The 17365-nt window shown below is 65.7% G+C and carries 19 protein-coding genes; 11 read left to right on the forward strand and 8 right to left on the reverse strand.

Features of this window, described 5'->3' with window-relative positions:
* Positions 1-286: 286 nt before the first annotated feature.
* From AC5ZFO_RS12445 to AC5ZFO_RS12455, 3 genes are all read left to right on the forward strand, one after another.
* On the forward strand, positions 287-1207 hold the full coding sequence (locus AC5ZFO_RS12445) for a peptidylprolyl isomerase (RefSeq protein ID WP_282520226.1): 921 nt from the start codon (positions 287-289) through the stop codon (positions 1205-1207).
* Between the two features lie 100 nt (positions 1208-1307).
* Positions 1308-2549 carry a bifunctional glutamate N-acetyltransferase/amino-acid acetyltransferase ArgJ gene (gene argJ / locus AC5ZFO_RS12450; protein ID WP_282520225.1) on the forward strand — a complete coding sequence of 414 codons (1242 nt, stop codon included), beginning with the start codon at positions 1308-1310 and terminating at the stop codon, positions 2547-2549.
* Positions 2550-2559: 10 nt separating this feature from the next.
* Complete coding sequence (locus AC5ZFO_RS12455) at positions 2560-2970, forward strand: (deoxy)nucleoside triphosphate pyrophosphohydrolase (RefSeq protein ID WP_038959663.1); 411 nt, start codon at positions 2560-2562, stop codon at positions 2968-2970.
* A gap of 136 nt (positions 2971-3106) precedes the next feature.
* Here the strand turns inward: AC5ZFO_RS12455 and AC5ZFO_RS12460 are convergent, their stop codons facing one another.
* Entirely contained in the window at positions 3107-3973 is an 867-nt protein-coding gene (locus AC5ZFO_RS12460) for a methyltransferase domain-containing protein (protein ID WP_282520224.1), read from the reverse strand.
* Between the two features lie 118 nt (positions 3974-4091).
* On the opposite strand from AC5ZFO_RS12460, the gene AC5ZFO_RS12465 reads away from it, so the two are divergent.
* From AC5ZFO_RS12465 to AC5ZFO_RS12480, 4 genes are read left to right on the forward strand one after another with little or no spacing between them, the layout of a single operon-like run.
* Positions 4092-4901, forward strand: coding sequence for a ComF family protein (locus AC5ZFO_RS12465; protein ID WP_496122116.1), 810 nt, complete (start codon positions 4092-4094; stop codon positions 4899-4901).
* Positions 4902-4936: 35 nt separating this feature from the next.
* Positions 4937-5212 (forward strand): glutaredoxin 3, encoded by a 276-nt coding sequence (grxC, locus tag AC5ZFO_RS12470; protein ID WP_071908487.1) that lies wholly within the window; start codon positions 4937-4939, stop codon positions 5210-5212.
* Positions 5209-6099, forward strand: coding sequence for a carbon-nitrogen hydrolase family protein (locus AC5ZFO_RS12475; RefSeq protein ID WP_282520222.1), 891 nt, complete (start codon positions 5209-5211; stop codon positions 6097-6099). Before grxC ends, AC5ZFO_RS12475 begins: the two co-directional genes overlap by 4 nt.
* Positions 6096-6578 (forward strand): DUF1178 family protein, encoded by a 483-nt coding sequence (locus tag AC5ZFO_RS12480; RefSeq protein ID WP_071908489.1) that lies wholly within the window; start codon positions 6096-6098, stop codon positions 6576-6578. The genes AC5ZFO_RS12475 and AC5ZFO_RS12480 overlap by 4 nt, the downstream gene beginning before the upstream one ends.
* A gap of 13 nt (positions 6579-6591) precedes the next feature.
* Here the strand turns inward: AC5ZFO_RS12480 and AC5ZFO_RS12485 are convergent, their stop codons facing one another.
* The 4 genes from AC5ZFO_RS12485 to AC5ZFO_RS12500 form a co-directional block, all read right to left on the reverse strand.
* Positions 6592-7491 carry an EamA family transporter gene (locus tag AC5ZFO_RS12485; RefSeq protein WP_282520221.1) on the reverse strand — a complete coding sequence of 300 codons (900 nt, stop codon included), beginning with the start codon at positions 7489-7491 and terminating at the stop codon, positions 6592-6594.
* Between the two features lie 265 nt (positions 7492-7756).
* Positions 7757-8038, reverse strand: coding sequence for a GIY-YIG nuclease family protein (locus tag AC5ZFO_RS12490; protein ID WP_282520220.1), 282 nt, complete (start codon positions 8036-8038; stop codon positions 7757-7759).
* A 94-nt stretch (positions 8039-8132) separates the two neighbouring features.
* Positions 8133-8906, reverse strand: a complete 774-nt coding sequence (ubiG, locus tag AC5ZFO_RS12495; protein WP_282520219.1) for a bifunctional 2-polyprenyl-6-hydroxyphenol methylase/3-demethylubiquinol 3-O-methyltransferase UbiG — start codon at positions 8904-8906, stop codon at positions 8133-8135.
* A gap of 14 nt (positions 8907-8920) precedes the next feature.
* Positions 8921-9388 carry a PH domain-containing protein gene (locus AC5ZFO_RS12500; protein WP_282520218.1) on the reverse strand — a complete coding sequence of 156 codons (468 nt, stop codon included), beginning with the start codon at positions 9386-9388 and terminating at the stop codon, positions 8921-8923.
* 173 nt (positions 9389-9561) lie between these two features.
* Here AC5ZFO_RS12500 and AC5ZFO_RS12505 point away from each other — a divergent pair, with 173 nt between their 5' ends.
* Positions 9562-10818 carry an aspartate kinase gene (locus AC5ZFO_RS12505; RefSeq protein ID WP_282520217.1) on the forward strand — a complete coding sequence of 419 codons (1257 nt, stop codon included), beginning with the start codon at positions 9562-9564 and terminating at the stop codon, positions 10816-10818.
* Here the strand turns inward: AC5ZFO_RS12505 and AC5ZFO_RS12510 are convergent.
* Positions 10815-11108, reverse strand: a complete 294-nt coding sequence (locus tag AC5ZFO_RS12510; protein WP_496122117.1) for a hypothetical protein — start codon at positions 11106-11108, stop codon at positions 10815-10817. The genes AC5ZFO_RS12505 and AC5ZFO_RS12510 overlap by 4 nt on opposite strands.
* Here AC5ZFO_RS12510 and ptsP point away from each other — a divergent pair.
* Positions 11107-13374 carry a phosphoenolpyruvate--protein phosphotransferase gene (gene ptsP / locus AC5ZFO_RS12515; protein WP_282520216.1) on the forward strand — a complete coding sequence of 756 codons (2268 nt, stop codon included), beginning with the start codon at positions 11107-11109 and terminating at the stop codon, positions 13372-13374. The genes AC5ZFO_RS12510 and ptsP overlap by 2 nt on opposite strands.
* A gap of 57 nt (positions 13375-13431) precedes the next feature.
* Positions 13432-14517, forward strand: a complete 1086-nt coding sequence (prfA, locus tag AC5ZFO_RS12520) for a peptide chain release factor 1 (protein WP_282520215.1) — start codon at positions 13432-13434, stop codon at positions 14515-14517.
* Positions 14518-14525: 8 nt separating this feature from the next.
* On the opposite strand, the gene AC5ZFO_RS12525 is transcribed toward prfA, so the two are convergent.
* Entirely contained in the window at positions 14526-14996 is a 471-nt protein-coding gene (locus AC5ZFO_RS12525; RefSeq protein WP_496122118.1) for a MarR family winged helix-turn-helix transcriptional regulator, read from the reverse strand.
* A 112-nt stretch (positions 14997-15108) separates the two neighbouring features.
* Positions 15109-15708, reverse strand: a complete 600-nt coding sequence (locus AC5ZFO_RS12530) for a hypothetical protein (RefSeq protein ID WP_282520213.1) — start codon at positions 15706-15708, stop codon at positions 15109-15111.
* A gap of 269 nt (positions 15709-15977) precedes the next feature.
* On the opposite strand from AC5ZFO_RS12530, the gene AC5ZFO_RS12535 reads away from it, so the two are divergent.
* A complete protein-coding gene (locus AC5ZFO_RS12535; RefSeq protein WP_282520212.1) occupies positions 15978-17312 on the forward strand; it encodes a substrate-binding protein in 1335 nt (444 codons plus the stop codon).
* Positions 17313-17365 lie beyond the last annotated feature (53 nt).

The raw sequence follows: 17365 nt of genomic DNA on the forward strand, positions 1-17365 counted from the left end.
TCACCGTGACGCCTGATGGCGCCAGAGCCCGGACTGCGGGGGGTCATCCGCCATATGGGTGGGAATTGGGCAAGTCTGGGTTCAACGGCCAAAAACGCAGCAAAATAAACGCCATCGCCATGGTCGCGACCGGGCAGAGATATGGCCCGGTCAGGGCCTTGTCAACGGCGGGCGCATTGCGGCTAATTCATCATTTTGACAGACTTTTCGCGTTGCCAAGGCCCCCTGAATTAGGCGAGTGTCCGCCCGCTTCGAGCAGCCCCCTGCTTCAACAAAAGGATTTTCCATGACCACCTCGTTCCCGGTAACCAAAACCGGCCTGCGCTTCGGCCTCGCCACCGCCCTCGTGGGCTGCCTTGCGCTGGCGCTGATCGCGGGTCCCGGCCGGGCCGCCGACGATCCGGTGCTGGCGAAGGTCAATGGCGCGGAAATCAAGAAGAGCGACGTCGCCATGGCCGAGGAGGAACTCGGGGCGAGCCTCGCCCAGATGGACCCGGCGACCAAGGACGAGAACGTCCTGTCCTTCCTGATCGACATGAAAATCGTCAGCAAGGCTGCCGAGGACAAGAAGGTTGCCGACAGCGAGGAGTTCAAGAAGCGCCTGGCGTTCGCCCGCAACCGCCTGCTGATGGATAGCCTGCTCGCCAACGAGGGCAAGGCCGCCAACACCCCCGACGCCATGAAGAAGGTCTATGAGGAGGCCTCCAAGCAGATCACCGGCGAGCAGGAGGTACGCGCCCGCCACATCCTGGTCGAGACCGAGGACGAGGCCAAGGCGGTGAAGGCCGAGCTCGACAAGGGCGCCGATTTCGCCGAGCTCGCCAAGAAGAAGTCCAAGGATCCGGGCTCCGCCGATGGCGGCGACCTCGGCTTCTTCACCAAGGAGCAGATGGTGCCGGAATTCTCGGCCGTGGCCTTCGCGCTGGAGCCAGGCAAGATCTCCGATCCCGTGAAGTCGCAGTTCGGCTGGCACATCATCAAGGTCGAGGAAAAGCGCAGCCGCAAGGCGCCGGACTTCGAGCAGGTCAAGGCCCAGATCGAGAGCTACGTCACCCGCAAGGCCCAGGCCGACTTCGTCGCCAAGCTCCGCACTGAAGCCAAGGTCGAGCGGCTGGACCAGCCCGCGGCGGATGCCAAGCCGGATGCCAAGCCGGCCGACCCTGCCAAGCCGTCCGACAGCAAGATGGCGCCCCCCGCGAAGAAGTAAGAATTCGCTGTCACTTCGCGGACGCCAATAGTATCTAACGTCGCAATGGCCGGGCAAATGCCCGGCCATCTGCATATCCAGACCTCACCAAGGCGCCCCGATGTCCTCCTCCGTCTCCCCGCTCGCCCCCAAAACTGTCCCCGACATGCCCGTGATCGCGGGTGTCCGTCTTGCGACGGCCGAAGCCGGCATCCGCTACAAGAACCGCACCGACGTGCTGCTGGCGGTGATGGACAAGGGCACCGCGGTCGCGGGCGTCTTCACCAGGTCGAAATGCCCCTCCGCACCGGTGGAATGGTGCCGCGCCAAGCTGAAGGGCGGCAAGGCGCGCGCGCTGGTGGTGAATTCCGGCAACGCCAATGCCTTCACCGGTAAGACCGGCCGCAGCTCCACCGCACTGACCGCGAAGATCGCGGCCAAGGCGGTCGGATGCAGCGAGGGTGAGATCTTCCTGGCCTCGACCGGCGTGATCGGCGAGCCGCTGGACGCGACCAAGTTCGACGGTGTGCTTGGCCGGCTGGCCGAGACGGCCGAGTCCGGCGACTATCTCGCCGCGGCCAAGGCGATCATGACCACCGACACCTTCCCGAAGGTCGCGACCGCGACCGTCAAGCTCGGCAAGGCCAAGGTTACCATCAACGGCATGGCCAAGGGCGCCGGCATGATCGCCCCCGACATGGCGACGATGCTGTCCTTCATCTTCACCGACGCGCCGATCGCGCCGGCCGCCCTGCAAGCGCTGCTCAAGGCCGGCGTCGAGGACACCTTCAACGCGGTGACGATCGACGGCGACACCTCGACCTCGGACACGCTGCTGGCCTTCGCCACCGGCGCCGCCGCCGAGCACGGCGCGCCAAAGATCAGCCGGGCCAGCGATCCCCGCCTGAAGGCCTTCGTCAAGGCCTTCAACCAGGTGCTCGCCAATCTCTCCGAGCAGGTCGCCCGCGACGGCGAAGGCGCGCGAAAGCTGGTCGAGATCACCGTCGAGGGCGCCAAGACCAAGGCCTCGGCGCGCAAGATCGCGATGTCGATTGCCAACTCGCCGCTGGTCAAGACCGCAATCGCCGGCGAGGACGCCAATTGGGGCCGCGTGGTGATGGCGGTCGGCAAGGCCGGCGAGCCGGCCGATCGCGACAAGCTCTCGATCTCCTTCAACGGCATCCGCGTCGCCAAGAGCGGCACGCGCGATCCGTCCTATGACGAGAAGCAGGTGTCGGAGGCGATGAAGGCGCCGGAGATCGCGATCAAGGTCTCGCTCGGCCTCGGCAAGGGCCGCGACCGCGTGCTGACCTGCGACCTCACCAAGGAATATGTCGCGATCAACGGGGACTACAGGTCTTAAGCGGACGCCGATGGCCGATCTCAAACTGACACTGGTGGTGGCCTGCGCGCTCGTCGACGCCGACAAGCGCGTCCTGATCGCGCAGCGCCCGGAGGGCAAGACGCTTGCGGGCCTCTGGGAATTCCCCGGCGGCAAGCTCGAGCCCGGCGAGCGGCCGGAGCAGAGCCTGATCCGCGAGCTGCATGAAGAGCTCGGCATCACCGTCGCCGAACCGTGCCTGGCGCCGCTGACCTTTGCGAGCTACGGCTACGAGACCTTTCACCTGCTGATGCCGCTTTACATCTGCCGGCGCTGGGAGGGGCTGGTCACCCCGCGCGAAGGCCAGACCCTGGCCTGGGTCCGCGCCAACAAGCTGCGCGACTACCCGATGCCGCCCGCGGACATCCCGCTGATCCCGCATCTCATTGATTTGCTGATGTGAGGCCGGACCTCATCCTGAGGAGCGCGGCACGCGCGTCTCGAAGGATGGCCACACGGCAACAGCAGGGCCTGCATGGTTCTCGCGGCGATGCGAAGCATCGTCCGCTAGGCGCTGACGCGCCTCCTCACCATGAGGATTACTCTTTCCCCGCCTTCTTCACCGCCTCCGCCAGGCTCGCTTTCGCCGACCCCGGCTTGAGCGGCTGCTGCTGGCTCGCATGCGGGGCCCAGCCGGAGAGCCAGATGATGTCGAATGTCGCACGGATGCGGCCGTCGGCATCGGCAAAGCGTTCGGCGTAGATTTCGGCCATGCGCAGCAGCGTCGCGCGGGGCGTCGGCGTGCGCCGCCGCTCGATCAGCACATTGGCCGCGCCCATGCGGCGGAGATCCTGCATCAGCGCAAACGCATTGGCGTAGCGCACCACGACACGGTCGACATCGGTGACCGGAAGCGCAAAGCCTGCGCGCTGCAACAGCGCGCCGATGTCGCGCAAATCCGCGAACGGGGCCACGCGCGGCGACACGCCGCCCTCGCATTCGGCCTCCGCCGCGGCAAAGGCCTGCCGCAGCTCCGTTAAACTGTCGCCTCCGATCATCGCGGCGAGCAGCAGACCATCGGGCTTCAGCGCACGGCGGATCTGCGCGAACACGCCCGGCAGGTCGTTGACGAATTGCAGCGCCAGCGCCGAGACGACGAGGTCGAGACTTTCCGGGGCAAAGGGCAGTTTTTCCGCGCCCGCTTCGTCGAGCGCGATCCGCCGAAGTGATGGCGGCCCCGTGAGCCCCTCTCCGGGCGTCCAGAGATCGGCCGCAGCATGAAACTCCCGCATCACGGCGGCCAGCCGGTCGGTCATGTCCTCTGCAACGCGATCGAGCAGGAATGTCGCCTTGCCCTGCGCATGTGCGCGCCGCTGCCGCGCATGCAGCAATGCGCGATCGAACAGAGCGGGCGGGATTTGCGGGTTCTGGGCCATGCCGCTGGTTACGCCGATCACGACCGCCATGGCAATCTCCTCTCTCGTGTCCCGGACGCGCAGCAGCGCTCTTAGCGCTGCTGCGCTGCGTCCGGGGCACGAGACTGAGTCACTTGAGCCCTCGCAAGCGGAACGCTAGCCTCCCCCCATGGAAGCCGACATCGCCCCCACCCGCTCCATCGCCGCGCCGTTGCGTGCCGCGTGGACGGCCGGCCGCCACGTGCTGTCACGCGCCGCACGGCTCGCGCTTGACATTGCGCTGCCGACGCTGTGCGTGTCCTGCCGCGAGCCGGTCGATGGCGAGGGCGTCTGCGCGGCCTGCTGGGCGCGGCTGTCGTTCATCGAACGGCCCTATTGCCCGCGGCTCGGCATTCCCTTCGTCTATGATCCCGGCCCCGAGATGCTGTCGATGGAGGCGATCGCGAGCCCGCCGGCCTACCAGCGTGCACGCGCGGCGGTGCGCTATGACGACGTCGCGCGCACGCTGGTGCATGCGCTGAAATACCAGGACCGTACCGATCTGGCGCCGGCCATGGGCCGCTGGATGGCGCGCGCGGGCGCCGAACTGCTCACCGGAGCCGACATGCTGGTGCCCGTTCCCCTGCATTGGCGCCGGGCATGGCGCCGCCGCTACAACCAGTCCGGGGCGCTGGCGCGCATCATCGCGCGGCAGAGCGGTGTCAGGGTGCGCGGCGACGTGCTGCGCCGGGTGCGCGCGACCGAGCAGCAGATCGGCCTGTCGCGGACCCAGCGCGCCACCAATGTGCAGGGCGCATTTCAGGTATCCCCCGACCGCCAGGCGGACATCCAGGGCCGTCGCATCGTCCTGATCGACGATGTCCTGACCTCGGGGGCGACGCTGGACGCCTGTGCGCGAGCCCTGCTCCGTGCCAAGGCGGCCCAGGTGGACGTGCTGGTCTTCGCCCGGGTTGTCGAGAGCGGCCCCCGTCCCATATAATTCAATGACTTCATGACATGAGAGCGCCAGACGACATGACCGACGCTGTCGAAATCTACACCAGGCCGGGCTGTGGCTATTGTTCCGCCGCCAAATCGCTGCTGACCCGCAAGAAGGCGACCTTCACGGAGTTCGACATCGCCAAGAACCCGTCCTGGCGCGAAGAGATGTACGACCGCGCCGGCGGGGGCTCGACTTTCCCGCAGATCTGGATCGGCGGAACCCATGTCGGCGGTTGCGACGAGCTCTATGCGCTCGACCGCGAGGGCAAGCTCGACGGCCTGCTCGAAAGCGTAAAGGCGGTGTCATGAGCCAGGATCAAGCTCAAGATCGCACCTTCACCGCCGCGATGGTGCAGATGCGCACCGGCCTGATGCCGGAGCCCAGCCTCGCGCAGGCCACCAGGCTGATCCGGCAGGCTGCGGCCGATGGCGCCGACTACGTGCAGACGCCCGAAGTCAGCAATATGATGCAGCTCAACCGCACGGCGCTGTTCGAGCACCTCCAGAGCGAAGAGGACGACACCTCGCTGAGGGCCTATCGCGCGCTCGCGGCCGAGCTGAAGATCCACATCCATGTCGGATCGCTGGCGCTGCGCTTCTCGCCGGAGAAGGCGGTCAATCGGTCCTTCCTGATCGGGCCCGAGGGCAATGTGCTCGCGAGCTACGACAAGATCCACATGTTCGACATCGAGTTGCCGGACGGCGAGAGCTATCGCGAATCCGCCAACTACCAGCCGGGCGAGACCGCCGTGATCTCCGACCTGCCCTGGGGCCGCGTCGGGCTGACGATCTGCTACGACGTGCGCTTCCCCGCGCTCTACCGCGCGCTGGCCGAGAGCGGCGCGTATTTCATCACCGTGCCCTCGGCCTTCACCCGCAAGACCGGCGAGGCGCACTGGCACATCCTGCTGCGCTCACGCGCGATCGAGACCGGCTGCTTCATCTTCGCGGCGGCGCAGGCCGGCCTGCACGAGAACAAGCGCGAGACCTATGGTCACTCGCTGATCATCGACCCCTGGGGCGAGATCCTCGCCGAGGGCGATGTCGAGCCCGGCATCATCATGGCCAAGATCGACCCGGCCAAGGTCGAGACCGCCCGCCGCGCGATCCCCTCGCTCCAGCACGGCCGCCGCTTCGGCGTCGCCGATCCCAAGGCCGGGCCGGACCATCTCCACCTCGTGCGGGGATCGGCATGATCCGCTACGCGCTCCACTGCGACCAAAGCCACGCATTCGAAAGCTGGTTCCAGAGCTCGTCGGCTTATGATTCGCAGGTGAAGCGCAAGCTCGTGACTTGCCCGATCTGCGGCTCGGCCAAGGTCGAGAAGGCGATCATGGCCCCGCGGATCATCGGCAAGAAGGGCCGCGGACGGGCGACGCCGCCGCCGGAGCCGGCCTCAACGCCAGCGCCCGAGGCTGCGCCGTCGGGACCGACCTCGCTGATGATGGCGCAGGAGCGCGAGTTGCGCGCCAAGCTCAAGGAGCTGCGCGATCACATCGTCAAGCACGCCGACAATGTCGGCGAGCGCTTTGCGAACGAAGCCCGCGCGATGCATTACGGCGACAAGGAGCACCGCCCGATCTATGGCGAGGCTTCGCCCGACGAGGCCAAGTCGCTGATCGACGAAGGCATCGAGGTGTCACCGCTGCCGACGCTGCCGGAAGACCGGAACTGACGCGCGAAGCGCGTCAGACTCCCACCAGCAACGCGACTCCAACCACGATCAGCGCGATACCAAAGATCTCGCGCGGCGCGATCGGCTGCTTGAACGAGTAGTACGCCACGCCTTGCGCGAACAGCACCTCGATCAAAGCGAGCGTGCGGACATTGGCGGCGGCCGTCAGCGCGAAAGCCAGGAACCAGAACTGCGAGGCGAAGGCGCCCATGAAGCCGGCGAGCAGCGACGGCTTCCACAATCCCAGGATCGACTGGAGCACCTTTGGCGCGCGCCAGAGCAGATAGATGGTCAGGATCAGCGTCTGCACGAACAGGCCGAGCACCAGTGTGAACGACGCCGCCGTCACGAAGGAGACGTCAGGCACGTTGATGATGGCGCCGCGGAAGCCAACGGCTGAGAGCGCGAACGCCGCGGCTGCAACGAGGCCCGTGATGGTCGGCCTCAATTCCGCAAAGCTCTTCTCGCCGCCGGGCCGAAGTGCGGTGATGACGACGCCGACGGTCGCGATCACGATCGCCAATACCTTCAGCCAGGTCAGATGATCGCCGAGGAACACGAAGCCGAAAATCGCGGTCTGGATCGCCTCGGTCTTCAGGTAGGCCGTCGTCACCACGAAGGAGCGATCGTTCATCGCGAGCAGCATCAGCCCGGTGGCGACGATCTGGCTGAGCGCCCCGAGCAGCAGCCAGGGCCAGAACACGGTCGGCGGCATGCCGAGGTGATCACCGGTTGCCACCAGCACCACGCCCAGAAACAGCAGCGAGAACGGGAAGCCGAACAGGAAGCGGATATTGGTCGCGCCCCAGGTCCCCAGCGGCTTCGTCAGCGACCGCTGCATCGCATTGCGCGCGACCTGGCCGAGCGCAGCAATGACGGTAAAGGGAATCCAGAGGCTGGCGATGGTGAGCATGGGTGGAAATGAGGCGGAGGGCTGAAGACTTTGGCCAACCTGCCGTTAGCGGCGAAGCAGGTCAATCACGCCCAGATCATAGGAGCGATGCTCACGCAACAAATTCGGTGTCGTCCCTGCGAACGCAGGGACCCATACCCCCAGGGAGAAGTGTGGCGAAGACTGCCGACCCGCACGTCTACCACCGCGCCGCTACCGACAGATTCCGCGGTATGGGTCCCTGCGTTCGCAGGGACGACAGCACTTGCTTGGCAACATCACACCGTCAAACCAGCAGATCGCCCAGGTCACGCCACTCGGGATTTTCCCGCTCGATCAGTTCGATCTTCCAGTCGCGTTTCCAGCGTTTCAGCTGCTTTTCGCGGGCAATCGCCTCTTCCGCTCGCTCGAAAGCCTCGGTGTAGACGAGCCGGTACACGTCGTAACGCTTAACGAATTTCGAGCCCTTGCCGGTCCGGTGCTCTTCCAACCGCTTCTGGAGCGAGTTGGTGATGCCGATGTAGAGCGTTCCGTGGTGGCGGCTGGCGAGGATGTAGACGTAGTACATGCTCGGGGCGCCTGTCTTAATTAGATCGGCCGGTGGTTATGGGTCCCTGCGTTCGCAGGGACGACACCTGCCCGTGAGTGACCAGCTCGGAACATCACACCATCCCTTCCGCCACGACCATGTAGTTCACGTCCATGTCGGAGGAGAGGGTCCATTTGTCGGCGAAGGGTGAGTAGACGACGCCGGTCTGCTCGGTGATGACGAGACGGTTGTCCAAAAGATACTTCGCCAGCTCGTCGGGGGTGACGAACTTGTTCCATTCGTGGGTGCCGCGCGGCAGCCAGCGCAGGACATATTCGGCGCCGACGATGGCGAGCGCAAAGCTCTTCCAGTTCCGGTTCAGCGTCGAGACCACCATCAGCCCGTTCGGCTTCAGCATCGCCGCGCAGCGCTTCAGGAAAACGCCGACATCGACGACGTGCTCGACCACTTCCATCGCCAGCACGATGTCGAAGCGCTCGCGCGGGTCGATCTCCTCGACCGTGGTGCAGCGGTAATCGATCGACAGATGGCTCTTGTCGGCATGCAGCTTCGCGGCGGCAATGTTGCTGACCGAGGGATCGACGCCGATGACCTGGGCACCGAGGCGCGACAGCGGCTCGCACAACAGGCCGGCGCCGCAGCCGATGTCGAGCACGCGCAGGCCGCCGAGGCAGTTGAGGCTGCGCACATTGCGCTCGAACTTGCGGCAGGCGGCGTCGCGGATGTAGCCGAGCCGTAGCGGGTTGATCCGGTGCAGCGGCGCCATCTTGCCGTTGGGATCCCACCACTCGGCCGAAAGTTTCGAGAATTTCGCGATCTCGGCGGCGTCGACGGTCGAGCCCGGCTGCGGGCTTGCGGTTGCGGAAGTATTTTGCTGCATGCTCATGGTTAGGCGCGGTCCTACCGCGTGGTGATCGAACTACGGAAGGCGAGCGGCGAGTCGACGGTCGTGATCTTTTCGATCCCCTCGCCAACGCCGCGAATCGTCACGTCGCCGTAGTTGAGAATACGTCCAAGAATCGACTGATCGACATCGACACTCTCGACCTTGTCCAGCGCCATTTCAAAGGTCCGGCGCTTGATGAACCCCGTCTTGTGCACAACCCGCAAGTTGGTGACGTCGGTCTCGGTCGTGAAGCGATGGAACCAGCCCTTGATGGTCCAGTAAAGGGCGGCCAGAGCTACGACGCCGGCGGCTATGAGGCACAGCACCCTGAGGCCATCGGCGGTGGCCTGCGGCATCAGGACGAGAAAGGCGAGAGCCACGATCCAGGCCACGATGGCCGGAAAATAGAAGATCCAGTGCGCATTGGTCGAATACAGCACCCGCTCGCCCGGTTGCAGGATCTCGTCGATATAACGCGCCATGATCTCGGTTAACCCATACCCCCAAGCCCAACCTTAGGCCGGACCTTACCCTGCCCCCGCAGGAACCCGCTTGCCCCCGGCCCCGCCGCTATGTATACGCGCGGTCGGTGTCCGCAGGCATTGCCTCGCGCGGGTCACCATACTGATCCTTATGAGGGAATGCACGCGTCGTCATGAGCCGCCTCGTGATGAAATTCGGCGGCACGTCCGTCGCCAATATCGAACGTATCCGCAACGTCGCACGCCATGTGAAGCGTGAGGTCGACGCCGGCCATGAAGTGGCCGTGGTCGTCTCGGCGATGTCCGGCAAAACCAACGAGCTGGTGGCCTGGTGCACCGAGGCCTCGCCGATGCACGACGCGCGCGAATACGACGCCGTGGTCGCCTCCGGCGAACAGGTGACGTCGGGCCTGCTCGCCATCGTGCTTCAGAGCATGGGCATCCAGGCCCGCTCCTGGCAGGGCTGGCAGATCCCGATCAAGACCAGCGACGCCCATGCCTCGGCCCGGATCGAGGACATCGACGGCAGCGAGATCATCAAGCGCTTCCGGGATCGCAAGGAAGTCGCGGTCATCGCCGGCTTCCAGGGCATCAACCCCGAAACGAATCGCATCACCACGCTCGGCCGCGGCGGCTCCGACACCTCGGCCGTGGCGATCGCCGCCGCCGTCAAGGCCGACCGCTGCGACATCTACACCGACGTCGACGGCGTCTACACCACCGACCCGCGAATCGTGCCGAAGGCCCGCCGCCTCGACAAGATCGCGTTCGAAGACATGCTGGAACTGGCCTCCCAGGGCGCAAAAGTGCTCCAGGTCCGCTCGGTGGAACTCGGCATGGTCCACAACATGCCGATCTTCGTCCGCTCGAGCTTCGACAAGCCCGAGGATATCGACCCGCATGCCAACCAGCCGCCCGGCACGCTGATCTGCAGCGAGGAGGAGATCATGGAAAGCCACGTCGTCACCGGCATCGCCTTTTCGAAGGACGAGGCCCAGATCTCGGTACGCCAGATCGAGGACAAGCCCGGCGTGGCAGCGTCGATCTTCGGCCCGCTGGCGGATGCCAATATCAACGTCGACATGATCGTTCAGAACGTCTCCGAGGACGGCAAGACCACCGATCTCACCTTCACGGTGCCGGCGGCCGACTACACCCGCGCCAAGGACACGATCACGGCCGCCAAGGGCAAGATCGGCTATGCCCGGCTCGATACCGCCACCGATGTCGCCAAGATATCGGTAATCGGCAGCGGCATGCGCAGCCATGCCGGTGTCGCCGCCCAGGCGTTCTCGGCCCTCGCCGGACGGAATATCAACATCCGGGCCATTACAACCTCCGAGATCAAATTCTCGGTTTTGATCGACACCGCCTATACCGAGCTTGCGGTGCGCACCCTGCATACGCTTTACGGTCTCGATCAGGCCTAGACGAATTTTCTCTTAGCGGCCGCAGCAAACGCGAAGGTGTACACACCTTCGCGTTTGGCAGGCGTTTTGCTTGGCAAAACAAGCCCCAATTCGCTATAGGGCGAAGAGGGTGGGCTGCCGCAGACTGTGTCCCAGTTCAGGCGGCGCTGATTCGGTGTAAGCACTAAATCTTGAGTAGATTTGTGTTTGTGCCTGCGCCGGACGAACAATTTGGTTGTTTTTCTGGAAATTTGGGCCAGCCGCCGGCCGATACCGCCGGGCCAGGCAGACGGAGGAGATTGACGGTTCATGCGGAGCGCGTCGGGAGGTCCCCGCGTCTTGTTGAGACGGCTCCGCGAAACCATGGCGGAGCAGGTCTCGGCCCAGGAGCGGCTGGACAAGATCGTGGTGCTGATCGCCGCCAATATGGTGGCCGAAGTGTGCTCGGTCTATGTGCTGCGCATCGACAACACGCTCGAGCTCTACGCCACCGAAGGCCTCAACCGCGAGGCGGTGCACCACACCGTGCTGAGCGCCCATGAGGGCCTGGTCGGCCTCGTCGCCAGCGAGGCGACCCCGCTCAACCTCAGCGACGCGCAAAGCCACCCGGCCTTCTCGTTCCGCCCGGAGACCGGCGAAGAAATCTACCACTCCTTCCTCGGCGTGCCGATCCTGCGCGCCGGCAACACGCTCGGCGTGCTGGTGGTGCAGAACCGCGCCAAGCGCAATTATGTCGAGGAGGAGCTCGAGGCGCTCCAGACCACCGCGATGGTGCTGGCGGAGCTGATCGCCTCCGGCGAATTGTCTGCGCTGGCCCAGCCGGGCCAGGAGCCGGCCGCGCGCCATTCGGCTCAGAAGGTCGGCGCCATCCTCTCGGAAGGCATCGCGCTCGGCCATGTCGTGCTGCACGAGCCGCGCGTCGTCATCAAGGACTACATCGCCGAGGATCTGCCGAAGGAGATCAAGCGGCTCGACACCGCGCTCGCCAAGCTGCGCGCCGATCTCGACCGCATGCTGGAGCGTGGCGACGTTGCCGAGGGCGGCGAGCACCGCGAGGTGCTGGAAGCCTACCGCATGTTCGCCAACGACCAGGGCTGGTCGCACAAGCTGCATGAGGCGGTCGCCACCGGCCTCACGGCGGAAGCCGCCGTCGAACGCGTGCAGTCCGACACCCGTGCACGCATGCTGCGCTCGACCGATCCCTATTTGCGCGACCGGCTGCACGATCTCGAGGATCTCGGCTACCGCCTGATGCGGCAGCTGGTCGGCCAGGACCATGCGCCCTCACGCGAGCAATTGCCCGACAATGCCATCGTCATCGCGCGCGCGATGGGCCCCGCGGCGCTGCTCGACTACGACCGCAAGCGCCTGCGCGGCATCGTGCTGGAGGAAGGCACCGCCAACTCGCACGTCTCGATCGTGGCCCGCGCGCTCGGCATTCCCGCGGTCGGCGAAGTGCCGAACGCGCCGGGCATCGCCGATCCCGGCGACGCCATCATCGTGGACGGCACCTCGGGCTCGATCTATGTGCGCCCGTCGCAGGAGGTCGAAGCGGCTTTCGCCGAACGCGTGCGCTTCCGCGCCCGCCGCCAGGCGCAATACCTTGCGCTGCGCGACCGCCCCTGCGTCACCAGGGACGGGCAGAAGGTCGAGCTGATGATCAACGCAGGTCTTGCGATCGACCTGCCGCATATCGAGGACACCGGCAGCGCCGGCATCGGCCTGTTCCGCACCGAGCTGCAATTCATGGTGGGACAGAGCCTGCCGCGCACCAGCGACCAGCTCGCGCTCTATCGCACGGTGCTGGATGCCGCCGGCACCAAGCCCGTCACCTTCCGTACCCTCGACATCGGCGGCGACAAGGCACTGCCCTATATGGAAGCAGTGATCGAGGAGAATCCCGCCCTCGGCTGGCGCGCGATCCGGCTCGGGCTCGATCGCCCCGGCCTGCTGCGCGGCCAGATCCGCGCGCTGCTGCGCGCCGGCGGCGGCCGCGCGCTGCGCATCATGTTCCCGATGATCTCGGAGGTCGCTGAATTCGACTCGGCGAAAGCGCTGGTCGAGCGCGAACTGACCTATCTGCGCCAGCACGGCCACACCCTGCCGGAGCGCATCGACATCGGCACCATGGTCGAGGTGCCCGCCCTGCTCTACCAGCTCGACGAGCTGCTGAGGAAGGTCGACTTCATCTCGGTCGGCTCCAACGACCTGTTCCAGTTCCTGTTCGCGGTCGACCGCGGCAATGCCAAGGTGTCCGAGCGCTTCGACACCATGTCGGCGCCGATCCTGCGCGTGCTGCGCGAGATCGCGCGGAAATCCAACGTGGCGCAGAAGTCGCTCTCGCTCTGCGGCGAGATGGCCTCCAAGCCGATCGGCGCGCTGGCGCTGATCGCGATGGGCTATCGCTCGCTGTCGCTTTCGGCGACGGCCCTCGGCCCGGTCAAGGCGATGGTCATCGATCTCGACGCGAAGAAGGCCGAAGCGATGCTCGGCCCGCTGCTGGACGCGCCCTCCGGCAGCGTCTCGATCCGGCAGAAGCTGACGGAATTTGCCGAGGCCGAAGGCCTGGCGTTGTAGCGGGCCTGTCGCCCCCTCCCGCCGCCTCGCCCTCTTCCGCCATTTGAGACTGAACCGATGTCGTCACTCCCCGAAGCCAAACTGGACGTCCTGCTCGCGCATCACGCTTCGCTCGAGGCCGAATCGCTCGGCCAGCTCGCCTCCGAACGCTACGTGCAGATCACCCGCGAGCTCGCCGAGCTCACCCCGCTGATCGAGGCGGTGAAGACTTATCGTGCGGCCGTTAAAGAGCTTGCCGACACCGAGGCGCTGATCGCCGATCCCGCAACGGATGCCGAGATGCGCGGCATGGCGGAAGCCGAGCGCGACGAGCTGACGCCTAAGATCGAAGAGCTGGTCCAGAAGATTCGCGTCGCGCTGCTGCCCAAGGACGCCATGGACGACCGCAACGTGGTGCTGGAAATCCGCGCCGGCACTGGCGGCGACGAGGCCTCGCTGTTCGCCGGCGACCTGTTCCGGATGTACGAGCGCTTCGCCAGCTTGCAGGGCTGGAAGGTCGAGGTGATCTCGGCCAGCGAAGGCACCGTCGGCGGCTACAAGGAAATCATCGCGGAGGTCCAGGGCCGCGGCGCGTTCTCGAAACTGAAATTCGAATCCGGCGTGCATCGCGTGCAGCGCGTGCCCGACACCGAGACGCAGGGACGCATCCACACCTCCGCGGCGACGGTCGCAGTGTTGCCCGAGGTCGAGGAGGTCGACGTCGATATCAAGAACGACGATCTGCGGATCGAGACCATGCGTGCGCAGGGCGCCGGCGGCCAGCACGTCAACAAGACCGAATCGGCGATCCGCATCACCCACATCCCGACCGGTATCGTGGTGATGATGCAGGACAGCCGTTCGCAGCACAAGAACCGCGCCTCCGCCATGAACATCCTGCGCTCGCGCATCTACGATGCCGAGCGCCAGCGCGTCGATGCCGCCCGCTCGGCCGAGCGCAAGGAGAAGGTCGGCTCCGGCGACCGCAGCGAGCGCATCCGCACCTATAATTTCCCGCAAGGACGCGTCACCGATCATCGCATCAACCTGACGCTCTACAAGCTGCCGCAGGTGATCGCCGGCGAAGCGCTCGGCGAATTGACCGATGCCCTGACCACCGAGCACCAGGCCGCGCAGCTCGCCGCGCAAGGCGCAGCCGCCTGAACCGCGCCTCAGCGCGCTTTGGCCCGGAACGATCGCAGGATCTTGGCCAGAGCGGGTGCCGCGGCACTCAGCTCGTCCAGGTGAATGCGCGAGAGCGAGCGCAGCTTCTGCTCGCCCTTGGCCGTCAGCCTGACCAGGACGCGTCTTGCGTCCTGCGGATCGGCTTCCCGCCCGATCAGCTTCAGCTTCGCCATGCGATCCACCAGCTCCACCGCGGTATGGTGCCGGATCAGGAGGAAGCGCGCGATGTCGCCGACGCTTGCGCCGTCAGGGGCAGCCAGCCCCTTGATCGCGAGCAGCGCCTGATGCTGCTGCGGCGTCAACCCGGCACTCTGGGCCGCGGCTTCGCTGAACGCCAGGAAGGTCCGGAGCTGATAGCGGAACTGTGCAAGCGCTGCATAGTCGGCCTCGCGCATCGCGCCGCCCTTTGAGGGCGCCGCGGACGCGGGGCGTGTCGTCTTCCGCTTCGATTGAGCCATTCCTGCCTGCGACGTCAAGCCCGCCGGTGAAGCGGGCGGTCGCCGCCGAGACTAGCAAGGAAGGACAGGCGGAACCAACCGAGCGGCGCCGCGGATGCACAAATATCGGGGGCTATTCGAAACTGGAGAGCAGGATCTTCACCAGGATGACCTGAAACGCGATCGGGATGCGAACGCTCTTCCGCCTGATCGAGCGCTGGAGCGCGCTGGCGATCTCGGCGCTGGTCAGGCTGCCTGCCGACGCATTGGCAATCAACTCCGCCCACATCTGCGACAGCGAACCGCCGGGCGGGATCACCGGCTTGATGGTCACGCCGCAACCCTGCGCCCAGTCCACGATCTCCCGCATCGTGTGGGGACCGCAGTTGCGCGCGGTCGCGAGCCGCTCGGCCGTCAGCACGCGCAGCAGCTCGCGCGAGGGCGACCACGCCCCCTTCGGGGGCTGCTCGCCGGTGAGTTCGACCGCAAGCTCCTTCAGGACGTTCTGAGCGCGCACGCTCAGTCTCTTCATCGGTGCCGGCGCGCGCTTCGCCTGAACGGAGCCGACGGCCGGTCCCCGCTCGCCGGTGGGGCGATTGCGCGGCTCGGACACGCGGGAGGCATCGCCCGACTGCGGCGCCGCGCGCTGGTCGCTGCCCTCCCCCGCGGGCCACGCGGCCTCCGGCCGCTCCGCCTCCTGCGGCCAGGATCGTCGCTTCCGGGCACCCGCCACTGTCGTCTGCCGCGCCATTTCTCTCGCCGAACCCGCCAGCCTCGTACTCACAAAGACTAATATATATCGTTATCCGATATGTTTTCACGTGATAATTTTCGTCGTTCGACCAAAGACGAAATTGACAGAAGGGCTTCACAAGCAATGCTTAGGGCCAAGAGCTACACGCGGATGTGACGTGCCCGGCGCAGCAGGCCAGCGAGGTCGGCTGGCGCCGGACAGGTCGTGCTTGCGCCTGCAAACAAGAACGATGTTCGGAGGAAACGACCATGACTGACGATCTCATCCGCCGCGGCCTCTCGCGCCGTGGCCTGCTCCAGACCACAGCGAGCCTCATCGGCGGCTCGATGCTGCCCGCGATGCCGGCCTTTGCCGAGGACAAGCCGGCGATCGGCTCGTATCCCGCCGGCGTTTCGGGTTCCACGGCCTTCATCGGAATCTCGGTCCCGCGCACCGGCACCTACGCCGTGCAGGGCGAGGACGAGCTCAAGGGCTACCAGCTCGCGATCGAGCACATCAACAGCGGCCATGAGCTGATCAAGAAGATCTCGCCGAAGACCAGCAAGGGCGTGCTCGGCAAGGAGCTCAAGTTCGGCGTCGCGGATTCCGCGGCCAAGCCGAACGAGGCGGTGCAGGCGCAGCAGCGCTTCATCAGCGAGAACAAGGCGATCATGATCACCGGCGGCACGTCGAGCGCCGTTGCGGTCGCGCTCAACAAGCTCGCGCAGCGCGAACACGTGCTGTTCGTGTGCGGCATTTCCGGCTCGAACGACACCACCGGCAAGGACTGCGTTCGCTACGGCTTCCGCCAGAACTTCTTCGGCCAGACCGCCGCCGCGGCGATCGGCCCGGTGATGGTGAGGGAGTTCGGCAAGAACAAGAAGGCCGCCTACCTGACGCCCGATTATACCTACGGCCACACCGTCACCAAGTCGATGCAGGACTTCCTCGCGACCGCGGGCTGGACGACGGTGACCAACCAGGTCGCACCGCTCGGCGCGCCCGACTATTCCTCATATCTGCTGAACGTCGCGAATTCCGGCGCCGACGTGCTCATCAACGTCAACTGGGGCCACGACGCGGTGCTGTCGACCCAGCAGGCCAAGCAGTTCGGCGTGCTCGACAAGATGAAGCTGGTCGTTCCCTACCAGGTGCCTTTCATCGCGCGCGAGACCGGCGGCCTGATGCAGGGCGTCTACGCCGCCACCGACTATTGGTGGACGATCGAGGACAAGTTCCCGCTCGCCAAGATGTTCAACGAGGCCTTCGAGAAGAAGTACGGCTACAAGCCCGAATGGGGCGCCGAGAACGCCTATGTCAGCTTCGCGCACTGGGCCCACATGTGCGAGCAGGCCGGCAGCTTCAATCCGCCCGACGTGATCAAGGCCTACGAGAAGGGCGAGACGATCCCCTCCCTGGTCGGCGACGTGCATTACCGCCCCGAGGATCACCAATGCGTCCGCCCGGTGATCATCGTGAAGGGCAAGCAGCAGAAGGACATGAAGAACAAGGAAGACTGGTACGACGTCGTCGAGATCGTCCCCGGTGAAGGCCTGATGCAGAAGCCGGACGCGTTCGGCTGCCATCCCGGCGATTACAGCTGAGCCCGCACTAACCCCTGTGACGCCGCGGGCTCACTCTGGTCCTGCGGCGTCAC

The organism is Bradyrhizobium sp. Unk1 (genome assembly GCF_059512345.1).

Bases quoted from the DNA above. Each gene is read 5' to 3' on its own strand.
- AC5ZFO_RS12505 (WP_282520217.1), top strand. From the start codon at position 9,562: ATGAGCCGCCTCGTGATGAAATTCGGCGGCACGTCCGTCGCCAATATC.
- AC5ZFO_RS12455 (WP_038959663.1), top strand. From the start codon at position 2,560: ATGGCCGATCTCAAACTGACACTGGTGGTGGCCTGCGCGCTCGTCGAC.
- AC5ZFO_RS12525 (WP_496122118.1), bottom strand. From the start codon at position 14,996: ATGGCTCAATCGAAGCGGAAGACGACACGCCCCGCGTCCGCGGCGCCC.
- prfA (WP_282520215.1), top strand. From the start codon at position 13,432: ATGTCGTCACTCCCCGAAGCCAAACTGGACGTCCTGCTCGCGCATCAC.
- AC5ZFO_RS12480 (WP_071908489.1), top strand. From the start codon at position 6,096: ATGATCCGCTACGCGCTCCACTGCGACCAAAGCCACGCATTCGAAAGC.
- grxC (WP_071908487.1), top strand. From the start codon at position 4,937: ATGACCGACGCTGTCGAAATCTACACCAGGCCGGGCTGTGGCTATTGT.
- argJ (WP_282520225.1), top strand. From the start codon at position 1,308: ATGTCCTCCTCCGTCTCCCCGCTCGCCCCCAAAACTGTCCCCGACATG.
- AC5ZFO_RS12475 (WP_282520222.1), top strand. From the start codon at position 5,209: ATGAGCCAGGATCAAGCTCAAGATCGCACCTTCACCGCCGCGATGGTG.
- AC5ZFO_RS12500 (WP_282520218.1), bottom strand. From the start codon at position 9,388: ATGGCGCGTTATATCGACGAGATCCTGCAACCGGGCGAGCGGGTGCTG.
- AC5ZFO_RS12445 (WP_282520226.1), top strand. From the start codon at position 287: ATGACCACCTCGTTCCCGGTAACCAAAACCGGCCTGCGCTTCGGCCTC.
- AC5ZFO_RS12510 (WP_496122117.1), bottom strand. From the start codon at position 11,108: ATGAACCGTCAATCTCCTCCGTCTGCCTGGCCCGGCGGTATCGGCCGG.
- ubiG (WP_282520219.1), bottom strand. From the start codon at position 8,906: ATGAGCATGCAGCAAAATACTTCCGCAACCGCAAGCCCGCAGCCGGGC.
- AC5ZFO_RS12460 (WP_282520224.1), bottom strand. From the start codon at position 3,973: ATGGCGGTCGTGATCGGCGTAACCAGCGGCATGGCCCAGAACCCGCAA.
- AC5ZFO_RS12465 (WP_496122116.1), top strand. From the start codon at position 4,092: ATGGAAGCCGACATCGCCCCCACCCGCTCCATCGCCGCGCCGTTGCGT.
- ptsP (WP_282520216.1), top strand. From the start codon at position 11,107: ATGCGGAGCGCGTCGGGAGGTCCCCGCGTCTTGTTGAGACGGCTCCGC.
- AC5ZFO_RS12485 (WP_282520221.1), bottom strand. From the start codon at position 7,491: ATGCTCACCATCGCCAGCCTCTGGATTCCCTTTACCGTCATTGCTGCG.
- AC5ZFO_RS12490 (WP_282520220.1), bottom strand. From the start codon at position 8,038: ATGTACTACGTCTACATCCTCGCCAGCCGCCACCACGGAACGCTCTAC.
- AC5ZFO_RS12535 (WP_282520212.1), top strand. From the start codon at position 15,978: ATGACTGACGATCTCATCCGCCGCGGCCTCTCGCGCCGTGGCCTGCTC.